15 protein-coding genes are annotated in these 16,688 nt (G+C 60.4%); 11 read left to right on the plus strand and 4 right to left on the minus strand.

Translation table 11 applies throughout. The annotated features are described in order from the left end of the window. The 3 genes from ACQRBT_RS10235 to ACQRBT_RS10245 all read left to right on the plus strand — a co-directional run bounded on the left by ACQRBT_RS10235 (nucleotide 1) and on the right by ACQRBT_RS10245 (nucleotide 2,666). A complete protein-coding gene (locus ACQRBT_RS10235) occupies nucleotides 1–1,242 on the plus strand; it encodes a heme biosynthesis protein HemY (protein WP_090368018.1) in 1,242 nt (413 codons plus the stop codon). Between the two features lie 235 nt (nucleotides 1,243–1,477). After that, on the plus strand, nucleotides 1,478–1,999 hold the full coding sequence (locus ACQRBT_RS10240; RefSeq protein ID WP_060753604.1) for a disulfide bond formation protein B: 522 nt from the start codon (nucleotides 1,478–1,480) through the stop codon (nucleotides 1,997–1,999). Between the two features lie 208 nt (nucleotides 2,000–2,207). Then, nucleotides 2,208–2,666, plus strand: a complete 459-nt coding sequence (locus ACQRBT_RS10245; protein ID WP_060753603.1) for an Rsd/AlgQ family anti-sigma factor — start codon at nucleotides 2,208–2,210, stop codon at nucleotides 2,664–2,666. Nucleotides 2,667–2,719: 53 nt separating this feature from the next. Here the strand turns inward: ACQRBT_RS10245 and ACQRBT_RS10250 are convergent, their stop codons facing one another. Continuing rightward, entirely contained in the window at nucleotides 2,720–3,397 is a 678-nt protein-coding gene (locus ACQRBT_RS10250) for an FKBP-type peptidyl-prolyl cis-trans isomerase (RefSeq protein ID WP_060753602.1), read from the minus strand. A gap of 192 nt (nucleotides 3,398–3,589) precedes the next feature. Here ACQRBT_RS10250 and ACQRBT_RS10255 point away from each other — a divergent pair, with 192 nt between their 5' ends. Continuing rightward, nucleotides 3,590–4,696: an AlgP family protein gene (locus ACQRBT_RS10255; RefSeq protein ID WP_427851674.1), complete on the plus strand. Its 1,107-nt coding sequence runs from the start codon at nucleotides 3,590–3,592 to the stop codon at nucleotides 4,694–4,696. Here ACQRBT_RS10255 and ACQRBT_RS10260 read toward each other — a convergent pair. Then, nucleotides 4,693–5,157, minus strand: a complete 465-nt coding sequence (locus ACQRBT_RS10260; protein ID WP_412046203.1) for a TIGR02444 family protein — start codon at nucleotides 5,155–5,157, stop codon at nucleotides 4,693–4,695. The genes ACQRBT_RS10255 and ACQRBT_RS10260 overlap by 4 nt on opposite strands. 50 nt (nucleotides 5,158–5,207) lie before the next feature. Between ACQRBT_RS10260 and ACQRBT_RS10265 the strand changes: the two genes are divergently transcribed. From ACQRBT_RS10265 to ACQRBT_RS10280, 4 genes are all read left to right on the plus strand, one after another. Beyond that, a complete protein-coding gene (locus tag ACQRBT_RS10265) occupies nucleotides 5,208–7,118 on the plus strand; it encodes an ATP-binding cassette domain-containing protein (RefSeq protein ID WP_412046202.1) in 1,911 nt (636 codons plus the stop codon). After that, nucleotides 7,118–7,672: a mechanosensitive ion channel family protein gene (locus ACQRBT_RS10270; RefSeq protein WP_060753598.1), complete on the plus strand. Its 555-nt coding sequence runs from the start codon at nucleotides 7,118–7,120 to the stop codon at nucleotides 7,670–7,672. The genes ACQRBT_RS10265 and ACQRBT_RS10270 overlap by 1 nt, the downstream gene beginning before the upstream one ends. Before the next feature lie 70 nt (nucleotides 7,673–7,742). Then, nucleotides 7,743–8,375 (plus strand): LysE family transporter, encoded by a 633-nt coding sequence (locus ACQRBT_RS10275; RefSeq protein WP_060753597.1) that lies wholly within the window; start codon nucleotides 7,743–7,745, stop codon nucleotides 8,373–8,375. A gap of 154 nt (nucleotides 8,376–8,529) precedes the next feature. Then, nucleotides 8,530–10,428: an FTR1 family protein gene (locus tag ACQRBT_RS10280; protein WP_104994995.1), complete on the plus strand. Its 1,899-nt coding sequence runs from the start codon at nucleotides 8,530–8,532 to the stop codon at nucleotides 10,426–10,428. 123 nt (nucleotides 10,429–10,551) lie between these two features. Here ACQRBT_RS10280 and elbB read toward each other — a convergent pair whose 3' ends face one another. Further along, nucleotides 10,552–11,226 carry an isoprenoid biosynthesis glyoxalase ElbB gene (elbB, locus tag ACQRBT_RS10285; RefSeq protein ID WP_412046201.1) on the minus strand — a complete coding sequence of 225 codons (675 nt, stop codon included), beginning with the start codon at nucleotides 11,224–11,226 and terminating at the stop codon, nucleotides 10,552–10,554. 116 nt (nucleotides 11,227–11,342) lie between these two features. Here elbB and ACQRBT_RS10290 point away from each other — a divergent pair, with 116 nt between their 5' ends. Next, entirely contained in the window at nucleotides 11,343–12,578 is a 1,236-nt protein-coding gene (locus tag ACQRBT_RS10290) for a sterol desaturase family protein (protein ID WP_412046200.1), read from the plus strand. Here ACQRBT_RS10290 and ACQRBT_RS10295 read toward each other — a convergent pair. Further along, the gene (locus ACQRBT_RS10295; protein ID WP_104994993.1) at nucleotides 12,559–13,194 is read right to left on the minus strand and encodes a DedA family protein; all 636 of its coding nucleotides are present in this window, start codon (nucleotides 13,192–13,194) and stop codon (nucleotides 12,559–12,561) included. The two genes, ACQRBT_RS10290 and ACQRBT_RS10295, sit on opposite strands and share 20 nt — an antisense overlap. Nucleotides 13,195–13,403: 209 nt before the next feature. On the opposite strand from ACQRBT_RS10295, the gene hemB reads away from it, so the two are divergent. Together hemB and ppk1 are read left to right on the plus strand one after the other, a co-directional pair. Next, nucleotides 13,404–14,417: a porphobilinogen synthase gene (hemB, locus tag ACQRBT_RS10300; RefSeq protein WP_060753592.1), complete on the plus strand. Its 1,014-nt coding sequence runs from the start codon at nucleotides 13,404–13,406 to the stop codon at nucleotides 14,415–14,417. A gap of 18 nt (nucleotides 14,418–14,435) precedes the next feature. After that, nucleotides 14,436–16,658: a polyphosphate kinase 1 gene (ppk1, locus tag ACQRBT_RS10305; protein ID WP_060753591.1), complete on the plus strand. Its 2,223-nt coding sequence runs from the start codon at nucleotides 14,436–14,438 to the stop codon at nucleotides 16,656–16,658. Nucleotides 16,659–16,688: the final 30 nt, after the last annotated feature.

The following is a 16,688-nucleotide window of genomic DNA, read 5'->3' on the forward strand; positions in this document are numbered from 1 at the left end:
ATGAAACGTTTCTATGTGGTCCTGGTGCTGGCGATTGCAATCGCTCTGGCATTGGCAGTGGGCATTTCGAAACACACCGGCTACGTGCTGATTACCTATCCCCATGTGCTGCATTACGAGTCGAGCTTGTGGGCCACGTTGGTGGCGGTGTGTGCCATTGGCCTGGCGATCTACCTGGCCCGCGTTTTATTGAGCCTGATCACCACCTCCGGGGGCGTGGTCAACCCATGGTCGCGGCGCAATCGCAGTCGTCGGGTACAGATTGCGATCGAGCAGGGCCAGATGGACCTTGCCGAGGGCCGCTGGGCCAGCGCCGAGCGCCATCTGCATCGCGCCGCCGAGGCGGAGCGTCAACCCTTGCTGTATTACCTTGGCGCAGCACGTGCGGCCAATGAGCAGGGGCGTTACGAAGAGTCCGACGGTTTGCTGGAACGCGCTTTGGAGCGCCAGCCCCAGGCGGAACTGGCCATTGCCTTGAGCCATGCGCAATTGCAGATGGACCGTGGCGATACCGACGGCGCCCTGGTCACTCTGCAGGCCATGCACGAGCGCCACCCGCATAACGCTCAGGTATTGCGCCAGTTGCAGCGCCTGCATCAGCAGCGAGGTGATTGGGCGTCGGTCATTCGCTTGTTACCGGAGCTGCGCAAGGACAAGGTGCTTCCTGCCAGCGAGCTGGCTGAATTGGAGCGTCGCGCCTGGGGTGAAAACCTGGGCGTGGCGGCCCAGCGTGAAGAGCATGGCGAAGCCGGCTTGCAGTCGCTTGAACGGGCCTGGGAGCAACTGACTTCCGCCCAGCGCCAGGAGCCGCAACTGGTGTTGGCCTACGCCGACCAACTGCGTCGACTGGGCGCTGATGCCAAGGCCGAAGAAGTGCTGCGCGGTGCGATCAAGCGCGGCTACGACAGTCATCTCATGCGGCTTTATGGGTTGTTGCGCGGCAGCGACCCGGCCCGTCAGCTCAAGTTTGCCGAAAGCTGGCTCAAGGATCATTCGGGTGACGCCAGCCTGCTTCTGACGTTGGGTCGCCTATGCCTGCAAAATAGTTTGTGGGGCAAAGCGCGGGATTACCTGGAAAGTAGCCTGCAGGTGCAGCGCAACCCGGAGGCTTGCGCCGAGCTGGCCCGCCTGCTGGCCCAATTGGGTGATACCGAGCGCAGCAACCAGCTGTTCCAGGAGGGCCTGGGGTTGCTCGACAACCGTCTGTTGGCCGCTCCATTACCCGTGCCCGCGCGGGTTTGAGGTCGAAAAGGGGGAAGGGTTGGTGCGGAGCTATCTGACAGCCAGCCCTGAACTTTGCACAAACCCTTGTTGTAAATGTCCTGCTCTTCAATTCCTACGTGCAATTGCGGAGTTTCCTCCCGATTCTGGCGGGATGTCCCTACGGTTTCGCGGAATTGTCTGCTCTAGCGCGTATTGAAAGGGGTCGGGCCTTTCCTCTACCGTAGCGGCCTATCTTTCGTGGTACGGATAAACAATGTCTTTGGCCCCCTTACGCTCTATGTTTTTCCTGGCGTTCATGGTTGGTGGGCTGACGTTGGGCGCGTCTTTCTACCTGGAATACGGCGCGCTGTTACAGCCTTGCTTCCTGTGCCAGGTACAGCGGCTGTTTCTCGCTGCCTATGCGCTGATCAACCTGATCGCGGCCCTTCATAACCCAGCGCGGCCCGGCCTCTACCTGTACGGGCTGGCGAGCATGGCGTGCGCATGCTTCGGCGCCATCACCGCAGTGCGTCAGGTATTACTGCAGAACGCGGCATCGGACCAGATTCAAGATTGTTGGCCGAGCCTCCAGTACATGATTGAAAACCTTTCCTTTTGGCAGGCGGTACGGTCGGTTTTCAACGGCACGGTCGATTGCGTCGAGATCAACTGGACGCTGTTCGACCTGAGCTTGCCTGAATGGAGTCTGTTGTTCTTTTTAGCGATGCTTATTTTGGGAATCATGCAGTTTTCGCGGCTGTTGTTCAGCCAACGTTTGCGCATTGCACTGCCATGAATATGAGGTTCAAGTTGTAGGATGGGATTAAACACTTGTATGAACTTTCTCTCCTGCGTACCTTGAAGCCATAGTCATGCGGGCATAATCTGGCCCGCACGCGTTATCAAATCTGTTTATCGGACGCGGCCTTGTCCGGCTGCTGCTTTATCCTTGAGTGTTGCGCGGGCACAAGGCAGCAGCGCCCCTATAGGGAAGAGAGATCATCATGCTGGAAAGTTGTCAGAATGCTCAGGAACGCTGGGGTGGGGTGCACAAGCTGATCGATAGCTGGCTGAAGGCACGTCACGAACTGGTTCGGGCCTTTGATGCTCTCGGTGCCAAGCCCGAAGCTCTGGCTGAGAACCGCGAACCGTTGCAGGACTTCTGTGGTGTGTTGGTGGACTATGTGTCTGCTGGCCATTTTGGTGTCTACGAGCAACTGACCGAGGAGGCGCAAGCCTTTGACGATCAGCGTGGGCTGGAACTGGCCGAGACGATCTACCCGCGGATCGATGCCATCACTGAGAAACTGCTGGCGTTCACTGACCTGTGCGATGCAGGACAATGTGTTGCGGAAAAATTCAAAGAACTGGGCGCGCTGTTGCATGAGCGTTTCGAGCTGGAAGACTGCTTGATCGAAGTGCTGCACAACGCTCACAAGGAAGAACCTGTTACTCAGGCTTGACCCTTGATCGCCGTACAAAAAACGGTGCGCATGGCGCACCGTTTTTTATTGGGTCAGTGGCGCGTACCCAGCAGTTCGATCTCGAATACCAACGGTGTATACGGCGGTATCAACTCGCCCGCGCCGTCTGCGCCATAGGCCTGTGCAGATGGAATGACCAGACGCCATTTCGCGCCTACCGGCATCTGTTGTAACGCTGAACGCCAGCCGCTGATCACGCTGTCCAGGCGGAACCACTGCGGTTGCGTGCTCTGATCGAAAACCGTCCCGTCGGGCAACCGCCCTACATATTTCACCTGCACCTCATCAGACGCTGACGGCTTGTTGCCCGTGCCTGGCATCAACTCGGTGAGCAGGATGCCATCCGCCAATTCGCGCACGCCCTTGGCTGATTTTTCCTGGGCCAGGAATTGCTGTTCGGCGGCGAGGGCTTTTTCGCTCTGCGGAGCTTGGGCGTCGGCTTCGCTCTGTGCCTCATGCTGGGCGAGGATCTGTTCGATACGCGTGTTATCCAGCGCCAGCGGCTTGCCTTGATAAGCTTGCTTGAGGCCGTCGACGAGCGCCTGGATCTGCAGGTCCGGGACTTCCTGGCGCAGTCGTTCGCCGAGGCTCGCACCCAGGCTGTATGCGAGGTCGTGCGGGTCGGGCGCGGTGGTTTTGGAGGCGGATTGCTCGTTCGCGTTGGCCACGCAAATCCCCAAGCCAAGCACTAGAAAAAGGTAACGCGACATGGGCATTCTCCCGGCGAAAGTGCGACGAATTATGCCAGTGTGAGTCGGTAAAAAGTGCCGTGGTTTTTCGTTATATCGATAAGAATTTTCTCACGTTGCAACGCGAGGCAAATGATACTGTCAACATGCCCTAGCGGCGGTAAGAGCAGAGGGCTAGTATGAGCCGCACCCACGTCAGCCAGGAGGTAAACCATGTCGGCCAAACAGAAGCCTGTAAATACCCCGTTGCACTTGCTCCAACAACTTTCGGGCAGTCTGCTCGAACATCTTGAAAGCGCTTGTTCCCAAGCCTTGGCCGATGCAGAAAAGCTGCTCGCCAAACTGGAAAAACAACGCGGTAAAGCGCAAGAAAAACTGCACAAATCCCGCACCAAACTGCAAGACGCCGCTACTGCCGGCAAGGCCAAGGCTCAAGCCAAAGCTAAAGACGCTGTCAAAGAACTTGAGGACTTGCTCGACGCCCTCAAGGATCGCCAAGCTGAAACCCGCACCTACATTTCCCAACTCAAAAAAGATGCTCAGGAAAGCCTGAAGTTGGCACAGGGCGTGGGGCGTGTGAAGGAAGCCGTCGCTAAAGTACTGGGCTCTCGTACCCCTGCAAAAGCGGTAGCCAAGCCAGTTGCTAAAACCGCTGCTGCGAAACCAGCCGCCAAGCCAGCTGCCAAAACTGCTGCTGCGAAACCAGCCGCCAAGCCAGCTGCCAAAACTGCTGCTGCGAAACCAGCCGCCAAGCCAGCTGCTAAAACCACTGCTGCAAAACCAGCCGCCAAGCCTGCTGCTAAAACCGCTGCTGCGAAACCAGCCGCCAAGCCAGCTGCTAAAACCACTGCTGCGAAACCAGCCGCCAAGCCAGTTGCTAAAACCGCTGCTGCAAAACCAGCCGCCAAGCCAACGGCTAAAACCACTGCTGCGAAACCAGCCGCCAAGCCAGCTGCCAAAACCGCTGCTGCAAAACCAGCCGCCAAGCCAGCTGCCAAAACCGCTGCTGCGAAACCAGCCGCCAAGCCAGCTGCCAAAACCGCTGCTGCAAAACCAGCCGCCAAGCCAGCTGCTAAAACCGCCGCTGCGAAACCGGCTGCCAAACCTGCTACTGCGAAACCAGTCGCCAAGCCAGCTGCCAAACCTGCTGTTGCAAAACCAGCGGCTAAGCCAGTAGCCAAACCTGCTGCCGCTAAACCAGCCCCGGCCAAGCCAGCAGTACCTGCCGCTGCTCCGGTAGCGTCTACCGCACCATCTGCTCCGACCAGCAGCACCCCTGCACCGGCAGCACCCAGCACCACTCCAACCAGCGCTTCCTAAGTGTTGGTGATCACGGCGCGCAGCCGCTGCGCGTCGTGGTCAAGGTTGGCGGCAGCTTCAGCCGCCAGTCTTTCCAGCCACGGCTGGTGATTTGCCTGCGCCTCTGTCGGCCACTCTTGTGACACAGCTTCCAGTCGCACCAGCAACTCGTGTTCCGCCTCCAGCTCCAGGGCTTTGACCCGCTCGCGTAACGACGCCAACGACTCATCCTGCTGCGATAACGCACGCCATTGCACACGCACCTGCCGCAACGGCTCAACCACCTGCGTCTGCCAAGGTTCGGCGATGTGTTTCAGGGCCTGAATTCGTTCGGTGCGCACCGCCACGCCGCGCTGTTCCAGCCATGCTCCGCAGAGCAACAGGCACACATTCGCTCCCCGCTCCTGCAGGCGCAGGCAAGCGGCCTCGACGCCCGGGCGGGCGTAAGTCGAGAGGGCAAAGCTCCACAGGTCAGCACACATATTCACACCCAAGCCAGCGGCCAACGAAGCTGGTAGACTCCGCCGCCATTATGATCCGACTTCAAAGCCTAACATTACAGCGTGGCCCGCAACGTCTTCTCGAAGACGCCGAGCTGACCCTGCACGCCGGTCACAAAGCCGGCCTGATCGGCGCCAACGGCGCCGGAAAATCCACGTTGTTCGCCTTGTTGCTGGGTGAGCTGACCCCGGATTCCGGGGACTGCCTGCTGCCGGCAGACTGGCGTATCGCCCATATGCGCCAGGAGATCGACACGCTGGACCGCATCGCGATCGACTACGCGCTCGATGGCGACCTGCGTCTGCGCCAGGTGCAAAACGACCTGGCCGAGGCCGAGAAAGCCCAGGACGGCGCCGCCCAGGCCCGCCTGCACTCGGAACTCGACAGCGCCGACGGCTACACCGCCGACGCCCGCGCTCGCAAGATGCTCGCCGGCCTCGGTTTTACCAACGAACAGATGGACCGTCCGGTCGCCGACTTCTCCGGTGGCTGGCGCATGCGCCTGAACCTGGCCCAGGCGCTGATGTGCCCCTCGGATCTGTTGCTGCTCGATGAGCCGACCAACCACTTGGACCTCGATGCGATTCTGTGGCTGGAAGACTTCCTCAAGAGCTATCAGGGCACCTTGTTGCTGATTTCCCACGACCGGGATTTCCTCGACGCCGTGGTCGATAACATCGCCCATGTCGAGCAGAAGAAAATCACCCTCTATCGTGGCGGCTACACCGCGTTCGAGCGTGCGCGTGCCGAGCGTCTGGCCCAGCAGCAACAGGCCTACGAGAAGCAGCAGGCGCAGCGTGCGCACATGGAAAGCTATATCGCAAGGTTCAAGGCCCAGGCCACCAAGGCTCGCCAGGCCCAGAGCCGAATCAAAGCCCTGGAGCGCATGGAAGAGCTGTCGGCGGCCCACGTCGATTCGCCGTTCGATTTCGTGTTCCGCGAGTCGGCCAAGATCTCGAGCCCGCTGCTGGACCTCTCGGATGCTCGCCTGGGTTATGGCGACAAAACCATCCTGGAGAAGGTCAAGCTGCAGCTCACGCCCGGTGCGCGCATTGGTTTGCTCGGTCCCAACGGTGCGGGCAAGTCGACGCTGATCAAGAACCTGTCCGGGGAGCTGTCGCCCTTGGCGGGTCGTTTGACCCGTGGCGAGAACACCGTGGTGGGTTACTTCGCCCAGCATCAACTGGATTCGCTCGACGCCAAGGCCAGCCCTTTGCTGCACCTGCAACGCCTGGCGCCAACCGAGCGCGAGCAGACCTTGCGCGACTTCCTGGGTGGTTTCGACTTCCGCGGTGCGCGCATCGACGAGCCGGTGCTGAACTTCTCCGGCGGCGAAAAAGCCCGCCTGGCCCTGGCGTTGATTGCCTGGGATCGGCCCAACCTGTTGCTGCTCGACGAACCCACCAACCACCTGGACCTCGAAATGCGCCTGGCGCTGACCATGGCCCTGCAGGAGTTCAGTGGCGCGGTATTGGTGGTGTCTCACGACCGCCACTTGCTCAAGAGCACGACCGACAACTTCCTGCTGGTGGCTGACGGCAAGGTTGAGGAGTTCGACGGCGACCTGGATGACTACGCACGCTGGCTGACGGACTACCGCCTGCGTAACGCACCGGTCAGCAACACGCCGGTCAACCCGGACAAGACTGACAAGAAGGCCCAGCGCCAGGCTGCCGCCGCGCTGCGCCAACAGTTGGCGCCGCACAAGCGTGAAGCCGACAAGCTGGAAGCTGAACTGGGCAAGGTGCACGAGCGTCTGGCCAAGATCGAGGCCAGCCTGGGCGACAGCGCCGTGTACGAAGCCGCACGCAAGGACGAACTGCGCGACCTGCTGGCCGAACAGGCCAAGCTCAAGGTGCGTGAAGGGCAGTTGGAGGAAGCCTGGATGGAGGCTCTCGAACTGCTGGAAACCTTGCAAGCGGAGTTGGAGGCGCTGTCCTGATGGAGGCGCTGCAATTGCCGTTACCGGCGCAGTGGGTCGAGCCGGTGTGGATTGGCGTGCAAATCCTGCTGATCCTGTTGGCCGGCTACCTTGCGCAACGCTTTGTAGCCAAAGGGCTCACCCGCCTGGGTGAGCGCTACCCATTCCCTCCGCAACTGCTGATGCCCCTGCGCGGTGGTTTGCGCTGGCTGATCATGGGCAGTGCACTGATCTTCGTGTTGGAGCGCCTGGGTGTCTCCGCCACGGTGCTGTGGACGGCGCTGTCGGGTTTTGTCGCGGTCGCTGCCGTGGCGTTTTTTGCCATGTGGTCGGTGTTGTCCAATCTGTTGTGCGCGATTTTGATTTTTACCGTCGGGCCCTTCCGTCTGGGTGACATCGTCGAACTGATAGACACCCTCGACAAGCCAGGCGTGAAGGGGCGTGTGGTGGCGATCAACCTGCTCTACACCACGCTGGTCGAGTTGGAGGAAGCCGGTACTCACTGCGCAACGGTGCAGGTGCCCAACAGCTTGTTCTTCCAGCGCTCGGTGCGACGCTGGAACACGCCTGTATAAAAATTGATAGCCAGGCTTCGGTGGTCGGAGTTAGCTTAGCGCTTACGACGAATTTGCAACGAGGTGGGTAATGGCTCTCGATACATGGCTGGCCTTTTTCCTGGCCAGTTGGATCATCTCCCTTTCGCCTGGCGCAGGTGCCATCGCCTCGATGTCCAGTGGCCTGCAATATGGCTTTTTGCGCGGCTACTGGAACGCCCTGGGCCTGCAGATTGGCCTGGCAATGCAGATCGCCGTGGTCGCGGGTGGCCTTGGCGCGATTCTGGCGGCGTCTTCCACGGCGTTCTACGCCATCAAATGGTTTGGCGTGGCGTACCTGGTGTACCTGGCGATCAAGCAATGGCGTGCCTTGCCCATGGACATGACCGATGATGCGGCGGGGCGCCCGATCGGCAAGCCGGTGGCGATGATGTTCCGTGGGTTCCTGGTCAACGCCAGCAACCCCAAGGCGCTGGTGTTCATGCTGGCGGTGCTGCCACAGTTCGTGAACCCGCAGGCGCCGTTGCTGATCCAGTACCTGATCCTGGGCGCGACGATGATCAGTGTCGACATGATCGTGATGGCGGGCTACACGGGGTTGGCCTCGAAAGTCCTGCGCCTGTTGCGTACGCCGAAGCAGCAAAAACGCATGAATCGTACGTTTGCCGGGTTGTTCGTTGGGGCGGCGGGTTTCCTGGCCAGCCTGCATCGCGCAACCGCGTAACTGACGAAATTCATTAGAAAGGTGAGAGGGAGCAATTCCCTCCCATCTGGCTTCAAAAAGCCCTAGCCTGCACACATCAATTCACTTACGCCTTGAGTCAAACCCTCTAAAGCACAACAATGTGTTACTTCGTGTTTAGCTTTGAGATTCATTCATGATTGCCCCCTTTCGTTTTCTCGCCTGCCTGCTGTTGCCGGCACTGATGTCGTGCAGCTTCAATCTGCTGGCCGCGACAGCCGAGGGCGCCCCACAAGCCCTGCATTTGCTGGACTATATTGGCGCTGACTACCCGCCGACGGTGGAAGCCGGCAAGGTGGTTGACGAGTCGGAATACCAGGAACAGGTTGAGTTCCTGGGGGTACTGCAAGGTTTGGTCGCGCAGTTGCCGGAACGGCCTGAGCGCGCAGAGTTGGTCAAAGGCGTCGATGAATTGCTGGCAGCGGTTACCGCGCATGAAGACGGTGTGGCTGTTGCCCATCAAGCCCGTCAATTGGGGGCAAAATTAGCGGTGGCTTATGAAGTCAGCCAGGCACCGGCCATCACTCCCGACCCGACCCGCGGCGCACCGCTTTATGCCCAGCATTGCTCGGTGTGCCACGGCACTGCCGGCGCCGGTGACGGCCCGGCCAGCACCGGCATGGCCCCGCCACCCGCCAACCTGCGCGATGCCACTCGCCTGGACCGCCTGAGCCTCTACGCGATCTACAACACCCTCGGCCTGGGCGTTGAAGGCACTGACATGCCGTCCTTTGCCGACCAATTGGACGACCGTCAACGCTGGGACCTGGCCACCTACATCGCGGGTTTCACCGCCGACCCGGCTGCCGCCAAAAGCGAGCAAGCGTTCAACCTTGCCGACCTCGCTCGCCAGACCCCCAATGAAGTGCTGGCTGCAGACGGCCCGACGGTCGCCGCCACCTTCCGTGCCCAGCGCGCGCAACCGCCGCAGGTCAAGCGTGGTCCGGCGCAGTTGCTCGACTACACCGCCGCCACCCTGGACAAGAGCCTCATCGCGTTCCGCAACGGTGACCACGAGCAGGCGTATGACCTGTCGGTAGCGGCTTACCTGGAGGGCTTCGAGCTGGTGGAAAGCTCCCTGGATAACGTCGACGCCAACGTACGCAAGGACACCGAGAAGGCGTTGATGGCCTATCGACAGTCTCTGCAGGATGGTTTGCCGATCGAGCAGGTGCAGCAGCGCCTGGATGTGGCCAAGGGCAAACTCACCGAGTCTGCCGGCCTGTTGGGCGGTGATGGCCTGAGCTGGTCTCTGAGTTACATCTCGGGCTTGCTGATCCTGCTGCGCGAAGGTCTGGAGGCGATCCTGGTACTGGCGGCGATCCTCGCCTTCCTGCGTAACACCGGCCAGCAATCGGCAGTGCGCAGTGTCAACGTAGGTTGGGGCCTGGCGCTATTGGCCGGGCTGGGCACCTGGGCATTGGCGGCGTATGTGATTGACGTGAGCGGCGCCCAGCGCGAATTGCTTGAGGGCTGCACCGCATTGTTCGCCAGTGTGATGGTGTTGTGGCTGGGCGTGTGGATGCATGACCGCCGCCACGCGGCAGCCTGGCAGGATTACATCAAGAGTAGCCTGGTGGGCGGCGGTGGGCGGTTTGGGTTTGCCGTGCTGGCGTTCTTCTCGGTCTATCGCGAGCTGTTCGAAGTGATCCTGTTCTACGAAACCTTGTGGCTGCAAGCCGGCCCGGCAGGGCACAACGCCGTGTTGGCCGGTGGCGCCACGGCGCTGGTGCTGCTGGTGGGCCTGGCCTGGGTGATCTTGCGCGGCTCTGCGAAACTGCCATTGGCGCTGTTTTTCGGCATCAACGCCGCGCTGTTGTGCGCACTGTCGGTGGTATTCGCCGGGCACGGTGTGAAGGCTTTGCAGGAAGCCGGTATCTTCGGCACCCGGCCGGTGGCGTTTTTTGACTTCGACTGGCTGGGCATTCATGCCGATGCTTACTCGCTGAGTGCACAGGCCGTGGCGATTCTGGCGATTATGGTGCTGTATGGCCGTAGTCGCCTGGCCGAAAAACGCCGAGCCGTCACCTTGTAGTGAGCGGGCTTGCCCCGCGCTGGGGGGCGAAGCCGCCCTGATCCAGCCATCGCGGTGATTCAGCTAAAACGCGGTTGCCGGGTTTGGGGCGGCTATGCCGCCCAGCGCGGGCAAGCCCGCTCACTACAAGGGGTGTTCGTTCTCGTGGGTCAGTTCCAACACTCGATCCACGAGCTTGTTGATGCCTGAAGCGACCTCGCTGATGCGTTTGCCAAGCATATAGGCCGGCGTGCTCACCAGCTTGCGGGCCTTGTCCTCAACGATATCTTCCACCGCGCATTCCTGGTGGGTGGCGCCCATCTTGTCCAGTGCCGCTGCGGTGTCGGGACAGTTACCGATGGTGCAGGTTACGCCAGGGCCGTAGATTTTTGCGGCCAGGGCAGGGGCGATGCAGATCAGCCCCACGGGTTTGCCGGCCTCTGCAAAAGCTTCCGCCAATGCCAGCAGTTGCGGGTTGACACTGCAACCGGCTCCTTCCATCGCAAAGTTCGACAGGTTTTTTGCCGCGCCAAATCCGCCGGGCACGATCAGCGCGTCAAAGTCGTCGACGCTCGCTTCGCGAATGTCCTTCACTTCACCACGGGCGATGCGCGCCGACTCCACCAGCACATTGCGCGACTCGGGCATTTCCGCGCCGGTGAGGTGGTTGATCACATGCAATTGCGCGACATCCGGGGCAAAGCATTGAACCTGGGCGCCACGCTGATCGAGGCGCAGCAGGGTGATCACGCTTTCGTGGATCTCTGCGCCGTCGTATACGCCACAGCCCGAAAGGATCACTGCAATCTTTTTGCTCATGAATACTTCTCCCTATTTCGTGGCGTTAAATGTCTACTAATTTGTCACCTGTTGCCAATGGGATCTCCTGCCGCTACACCTAACCTTGATGTAACAAAAATACATCGGACTAGCCCATGGACTTCGTGCCTTACGCGGTACCGTTTTTCATCGCCTTGATCGTGATCGAGCTGCTCGCCGACCGCTGGCGTGGCGCACGCAACTATCGAGTGGCGGACGCCATCAACAGTCTCAGCACCGGCGTGTTATCGACCACCACGGGGCTCCTGACCAAAGGCGTGGGGCTGTTGACGTACGCCTTCGCTCTCAAGCACCTGGCGTTGATCGAACTGTCGGCCCACAGCGTGTGGACCTGGGTGTTCGCCTTCGTGTTCTACGACTTCTGTTACTACTGGCTCCATCGCATGGGGCATGAGCGCAATATCCTGTGGGCCGCGCACTCGGTGCACCATCAAAGCGAGGACTACAACCTCACCACCGCACTGCGTCAGACCAGCACCGGCTTTCTGTTGAGCTGGATCTTCTATCTGCCCCTGGCCGTGCTCGGGGTGCCGCTGGTGGTGTTTATCAGTGTGGCGTCGCTCAACCTGCTGTACCAATTCTGGGTGCACACCCGTCATGTGCCCAAGCTCGGCTGGTTCGAGTGGTTCTTCGTGACACCCTCCAATCACCGCGCCCACCATGCACAGAACGCGCTTTACATGGATCGCAATTACGGCGGCGTGTTCATTATTTGGGACCGGCTGTTCGGCTCGTTCCAGGAAGAGGACGATAACGAACCGGTGATTTTTGGCGTCACCACGCCCCTGGCCAGTTGGAACCCGCTCTGGGCCAACCTGCAGTTTTATGCACAGCTGTGGAACGATGCGCGGCGCACCGAGCGCTGGTGGGACAAGCTGCGCATCTGGTTCATGCGCACCGGCTGGCGCCCGGCGGATGTAAAGGCCAAGTATCCAATGGCCAAACATGACCTGAGCCAGTTCCGCAAATTCGAAGTGCCGTTGGATACGCGACAGCAGGTTTATATCGCCCTGCAATTTGCCGCGTATGTCGGGTTTGGCAGTTATCTGATGAATTTCAGCGAGGGGTTGCCCACGGCCGCGTTGATACTGGGCTGGAGTGCCATGGCGCTGGGGCTGTTTACCTTGGGCGTGGCCCTTGAGAATCGCCCGTGGGCACTGAAGGCCGAACTCTTGCGGCTGGTGTTGAATGTGCCGCTGGTATGGCTGGCGCCGCTGGTCGGGCTATGGCCGGCCAGCCATCTGGGCTGGCTGGGCCTGTTGAGCTACAGCCTGCTCAGCGTGATTGGCCTCTACTGCTGCAGAAGCCAGGTTACTCGACTGGTGTCTTAGGGGGGGCGACAGGGACCGGCTCGGCTGCCAGTCGGGCCTTGGCCTCGGCGCAGGCCTCGCGGGCGATGCGGGCGTTTTTGATCCGACGACGCAGCCACAGGCCGAAGCCCAGTGCCAGCAACGCGCCCAATACCCACAGCTCGTACTTCTTGATGCTGCCCAGCATGCCTTCCAACACTGCGCCGAAGTGGTACGCCGCAGCGCCCAGGGCCACCGCCCACACAGCGGCGCCAATACCGTTGAGGATCAGGTAGCGCAACGGCGGGTAGCCGGAAAGGCCAATCGCCACGGGCATTACCGTGCGCAACCCGTAGACGAAGCGGAAACTCAGCACCCAGATATCCGGATGTTTGCGGATATGTTCCAGGGCCTTGTCGCCCATCAATTGCCAGCGCGGTTTGCGCGCCAGCAGCTTGCGACCGTGTTTGCGGCCCATGTAGTACCAAAGCTGGTCACCGGCGTAGCTGCCGAAAAAGGCAACGACGACCACCAGGTTGATATCCATGTAGCCACGGAAAGCCAGGAAGCCTGCGAGGACCAGAATGGTCTCGCCTTCGAAAAAGGTGCCCAGGAAGAGCGCAAAGTAGCCGAAGTCATGCAGAAATTGTTGAAGCATGGTCTGGGGATGCTGGCGAAATGAACGCGCAGCCTACGCCTTCGCGAACATTCATGAAAGTATCGAGATGTGTCACGAAGTGAACAAATCCTACATAAACGACGAATGCGACTACAGGTCGCATCGATAAGCACAACTGTCATTCCTTCGTCATAATGGCCGCTTATAACTGCAACGCTCGCCCGTGAACGCGGGCTCAGGAGTCTGTCGTGAGCTTTACCCCTGCCCATCGCCTGTTTCCCGCCACCCGTCTGCGTCGCAATCGTCGTGATGATTTTTCCCGCCGTCTGGTGCGTGAAAATGTACTGACTACGAATGATCTGATCTTGCCGGTCTTTGTGCTGGACGGGGAAAATCGCCGGGAAACGGTGGCCTCGATGCCGGGTGTGGAGCGCTTGACCATTGATTTGCTGCTTGAAGAAGCGGCCGGTTGGGTTGAATTGGGGATCCCGGCGTTGGCGCTGTTCCCCGTGACCCCACCTGAACTCAAGTCGCTGGATGCTGCGCAAGCCTGGAACCCCGACGGGATCGCCCAGCGCGCTACCCGCGCCCTGCGTGAACGGTTCCCGGAGTTGGGGGTGATCACCGACGTGGCCCTGGACCCGTTCACCACCCACGGGCAGGATGGCATTCTTGACGAAGACGGCTATGTTCAGAACGACATCACTGTCGATGCGCTGGTCAAACAGGCACTGTCCCACGCTGCGGCAGGTGCCCAGGTCGTTGCGCCCTCGGACATGATGGATGGCCGCATCCAGGCGATTCGCGAAGCCCTGGAACTGGCCGGCCACGTCAATGTGCGGATCATGGCCTATTCGGCCAAGTACGCCAGTGCCTATTACGGCCCATTCCGCGATGCGGTGGGTTCGGCGCTGAACCTGGGCAAGGCCAACAAGGCTTCGTACCAGATGGACCCGGCCAACAGCCATGAAGCCCTGCACGAAGTGGCGGCCGACCTGGCCGAAGGCGCCGACATGGTCATGGTCAAGCCAGGGATGCCTTACCTGGACATCCTTTACCGGGTCAAAGAGGAATTCAAGGTGCCGACCTTTGTCTATCAGGTCAGCGGTGAATACGCCATGCACATGGCCGCGATCCAGAATGGTTGGTTGAGTGAAGGGGTGATCCTCGAATCCCTGACAGCCTTTAAACGTGCCGGCGCCGATGGCATTCTGACCTACTTCGCCGCCCGCGCTGCCCAATTGCTTAGAGAGCAACAATAGCCCTCACAGGAACACTCGATGAATACCGAAGGACTTACAGAAGTTGCCGTAAAAGACGCTCACCCGGTGGTTGAACAAGTCACCGAGACCCCGCCGGAGCTGGAGCCGGCACCGCCTGCCGTGGCGACTGAGCCACCTGTGCCGGCCCCGGTTCCCGTCGTGACCAACCTGGATGACAGCAGCCTGTACATCCACCGCGAGCTGTCGCAACTGCAATTCAACATCCGCGTGCTGGAGCAGGCGCTGGATGAGTCCTACCCGCTGCTGGAGCGGCTCAAGTTCCTGCTGATCTTCTCCAGCAACCTGGACGAGTTCTTCGAGATCCGTGTCGCCGGCCTCAAGAAACAGATCACTTTCGCTCGCGAGCAAGCCGGTGCCGATGGCCTGCAGCCGCATCAGGCCCTGGCCCGCATCAGCGAGCTGGTTCACGGCCAAGTGGATCGTCAGTACGCGATCCTCAATGACATCCTGTTGCCGGAACTGGAGAAGCATCAGGTCCGTTTTATCCGTCGTCGTCACTGGACCACCAAGATCAAGACCTGGGTGCGCCGCTACTTCCGCGACGAGATTTCACCGATCATCACCCCGATTGGCCTCGACCCGACGCACCCGTTCCCGTTGCTGGTGAACAAAAGCCTGAACTTCATCGTGGAACTCGAAGGCATCGACGCCTTCGGTCGCGACTCGGGCCTTGCGATTATCCCGGCGCCGCGCTTGCTGCCACGGATCATCAAGGTACCGGAAGAGGTCGGTGGGGCTGGCGACAACTATGTATTCCTGTCGTCGATGATCCATGCACACGCCGATGACCTGTTCCAGGGCATGAAGGTCAAGGGCTGCTACCAGTTCCGCCTGACCCGTAACGCCGACCTGGCGCTGGATTCCGAAGACGTCGAAGACTTGGCCCGTGCCCTGCGCGGTGAGCTGTTCTCGCGGCGCTACGGCGATGCGGTGCGCCTGGAAGTGGCCGATACCTGCCCGAAACACCTGTCGGACTATTTGCTCAAGCAGTTCAACCTGGGCGAGACCGAGCTGTATCAGGTCAATGGCCCTGTGAACCTGACGCGCCTGTTCAGCATCACCGGTCTGGACAGCCACCCGGAGCTGCAATACACGCCGTTCACCCCGCAGATCCCGAAACTGCTGCAAAACAGCGAGAACATCTTCAACGTCGTGAGCAAGCAGGACATCCTGCTGCTGCACCCGTTCGAGTCCTTCACCCCGGTGGTCGACCTGCTGCGCCAGGCTGCCAAGGACCCGCATGTGCTCGCTGTGCGCCAGACGCTGTACCGTTCCGGCGCCAACTCGGAAATCGTGGATGCATTGGTCGACGCTGCGCGTAACGGCAAGGAAGTCACCGCGGTGATCGAACTGCGTGCACGCTTTGACGAAGAGTCCAACCTGCAACTGGCCAGCCGCCTGCAAGCGGCCGGTGCGGTGGTGATCTACGGTGTGGTCGGTTTCAAGACCCACGCCAAGATGATGCTGATCCTGCGCCGCGAAGCCGGTGAGATCGTCCGTTATGCCCACTTGGGTACCGGTAACTACCACGCCGGCAATGCGAAGCTCTATACCGACTACAGCCTGCTGACCTCCGACGATGCGTTGTGTGAAGACGTTGGCAAGTTGTTCAGCCAGTTGATCGGCATGGGCAAGACCCTGCGCATGAAGAAGCTGCTGCATGCGCCGTTTACGCTGAAGAAGGGCATGCTCGACATGATTGCCCGCGAGACCCAGTTCGCCCTCGACGGCAAGCCTGCGCACATCATCGCCAAGTTCAACTCGCTGACCGATCCGAAAATCATCCGCGCGCTCTACAAGGCCAGCCAGTCCGGTGTGCGCATCGACCTGGTGGTGCGTGGCATGTGCTGCCTGCGCCCAGGCATTGTGGGGGTGTCGCATAACATCCATGTGCGCTCGATCATCGGTCGTTTCCTGGAGCACACGCGGGTCTTCTACTTCCTCAACGGAGGCGAAGAGCAGATGTTCCTCTCCAGCGCCGACTGGATGGAGCGCAACCTCGATAAGCGTGTGGAGACGTGCTTCCCGGTGGAAGGCAAGAAGCTGATCATGCGAGTCAAGAAGGAGCTGGAAAGCTACCTCACCGACAACACGCATAGCTGGAGCCTGCAATCGGACGGCCGCTACGTGCGCAACACGCCAACCGGCAACCAGAACCCGCGCAGTGCGCAGGCGACGTTGCTGGAGAAGTTGGGTAGCCCGATTCTCACCGTGAACTAAAAAGTGTGGGAGGGGGCAAGCCCCCTCCCA

Source organism: Pseudomonas sp. R19M, from assembly GCF_050312585.1.
Lineage (GTDB): Bacteria > Pseudomonadota > Gammaproteobacteria > Pseudomonadales > Pseudomonadaceae > Aquipseudomonas > Aquipseudomonas palleroniana.

Bases quoted from the DNA above. Each gene is read 5' to 3' on its own strand.
- ACQRBT_RS10240 (WP_060753604.1), top strand. From the start codon at position 1,478: ATGTCTTTGGCCCCCTTACGCTCTATGTTTTTCCTGGCGTTCATGGTT.
- ACQRBT_RS10290 (WP_412046200.1), top strand. From the start codon at position 11,343: ATGGACTTCGTGCCTTACGCGGTACCGTTTTTCATCGCCTTGATCGTG.
- ACQRBT_RS10255 (WP_427851674.1), top strand. From the start codon at position 3,590: ATGTCGGCCAAACAGAAGCCTGTAAATACCCCGTTGCACTTGCTCCAA.
- ACQRBT_RS10235 (WP_090368018.1), top strand. From the start codon at position 1: ATGAAACGTTTCTATGTGGTCCTGGTGCTGGCGATTGCAATCGCTCTG.
- elbB (WP_412046201.1), bottom strand. From the start codon at position 11,226: ATGAGCAAAAAGATTGCAGTGATCCTTTCGGGCTGTGGCGTATACGAC.
- ACQRBT_RS10250 (WP_060753602.1), bottom strand. From the start codon at position 3,397: ATGTCGCGTTACCTTTTTCTAGTGCTTGGCTTGGGGATTTGCGTGGCC.
- ACQRBT_RS10245 (WP_060753603.1), top strand. From the start codon at position 2,208: ATGCTGGAAAGTTGTCAGAATGCTCAGGAACGCTGGGGTGGGGTGCAC.
- ACQRBT_RS10265 (WP_412046202.1), top strand. From the start codon at position 5,208: ATGATCCGACTTCAAAGCCTAACATTACAGCGTGGCCCGCAACGTCTT.
- ACQRBT_RS10280 (WP_104994995.1), top strand. From the start codon at position 8,530: ATGATTGCCCCCTTTCGTTTTCTCGCCTGCCTGCTGTTGCCGGCACTG.
- ACQRBT_RS10260 (WP_412046203.1), bottom strand. From the start codon at position 5,157: ATGTGTGCTGACCTGTGGAGCTTTGCCCTCTCGACTTACGCCCGCCCG.
- ACQRBT_RS10295 (WP_104994993.1), bottom strand. From the start codon at position 13,194: ATGCTTCAACAATTTCTGCATGACTTCGGCTACTTTGCGCTCTTCCTG.
- ppk1 (WP_060753591.1), top strand. From the start codon at position 14,436: ATGAATACCGAAGGACTTACAGAAGTTGCCGTAAAAGACGCTCACCCG.
- ACQRBT_RS10275 (WP_060753597.1), top strand. From the start codon at position 7,743: ATGGCTCTCGATACATGGCTGGCCTTTTTCCTGGCCAGTTGGATCATC.
- ACQRBT_RS10270 (WP_060753598.1), top strand. From the start codon at position 7,118: ATGGAGGCGCTGCAATTGCCGTTACCGGCGCAGTGGGTCGAGCCGGTG.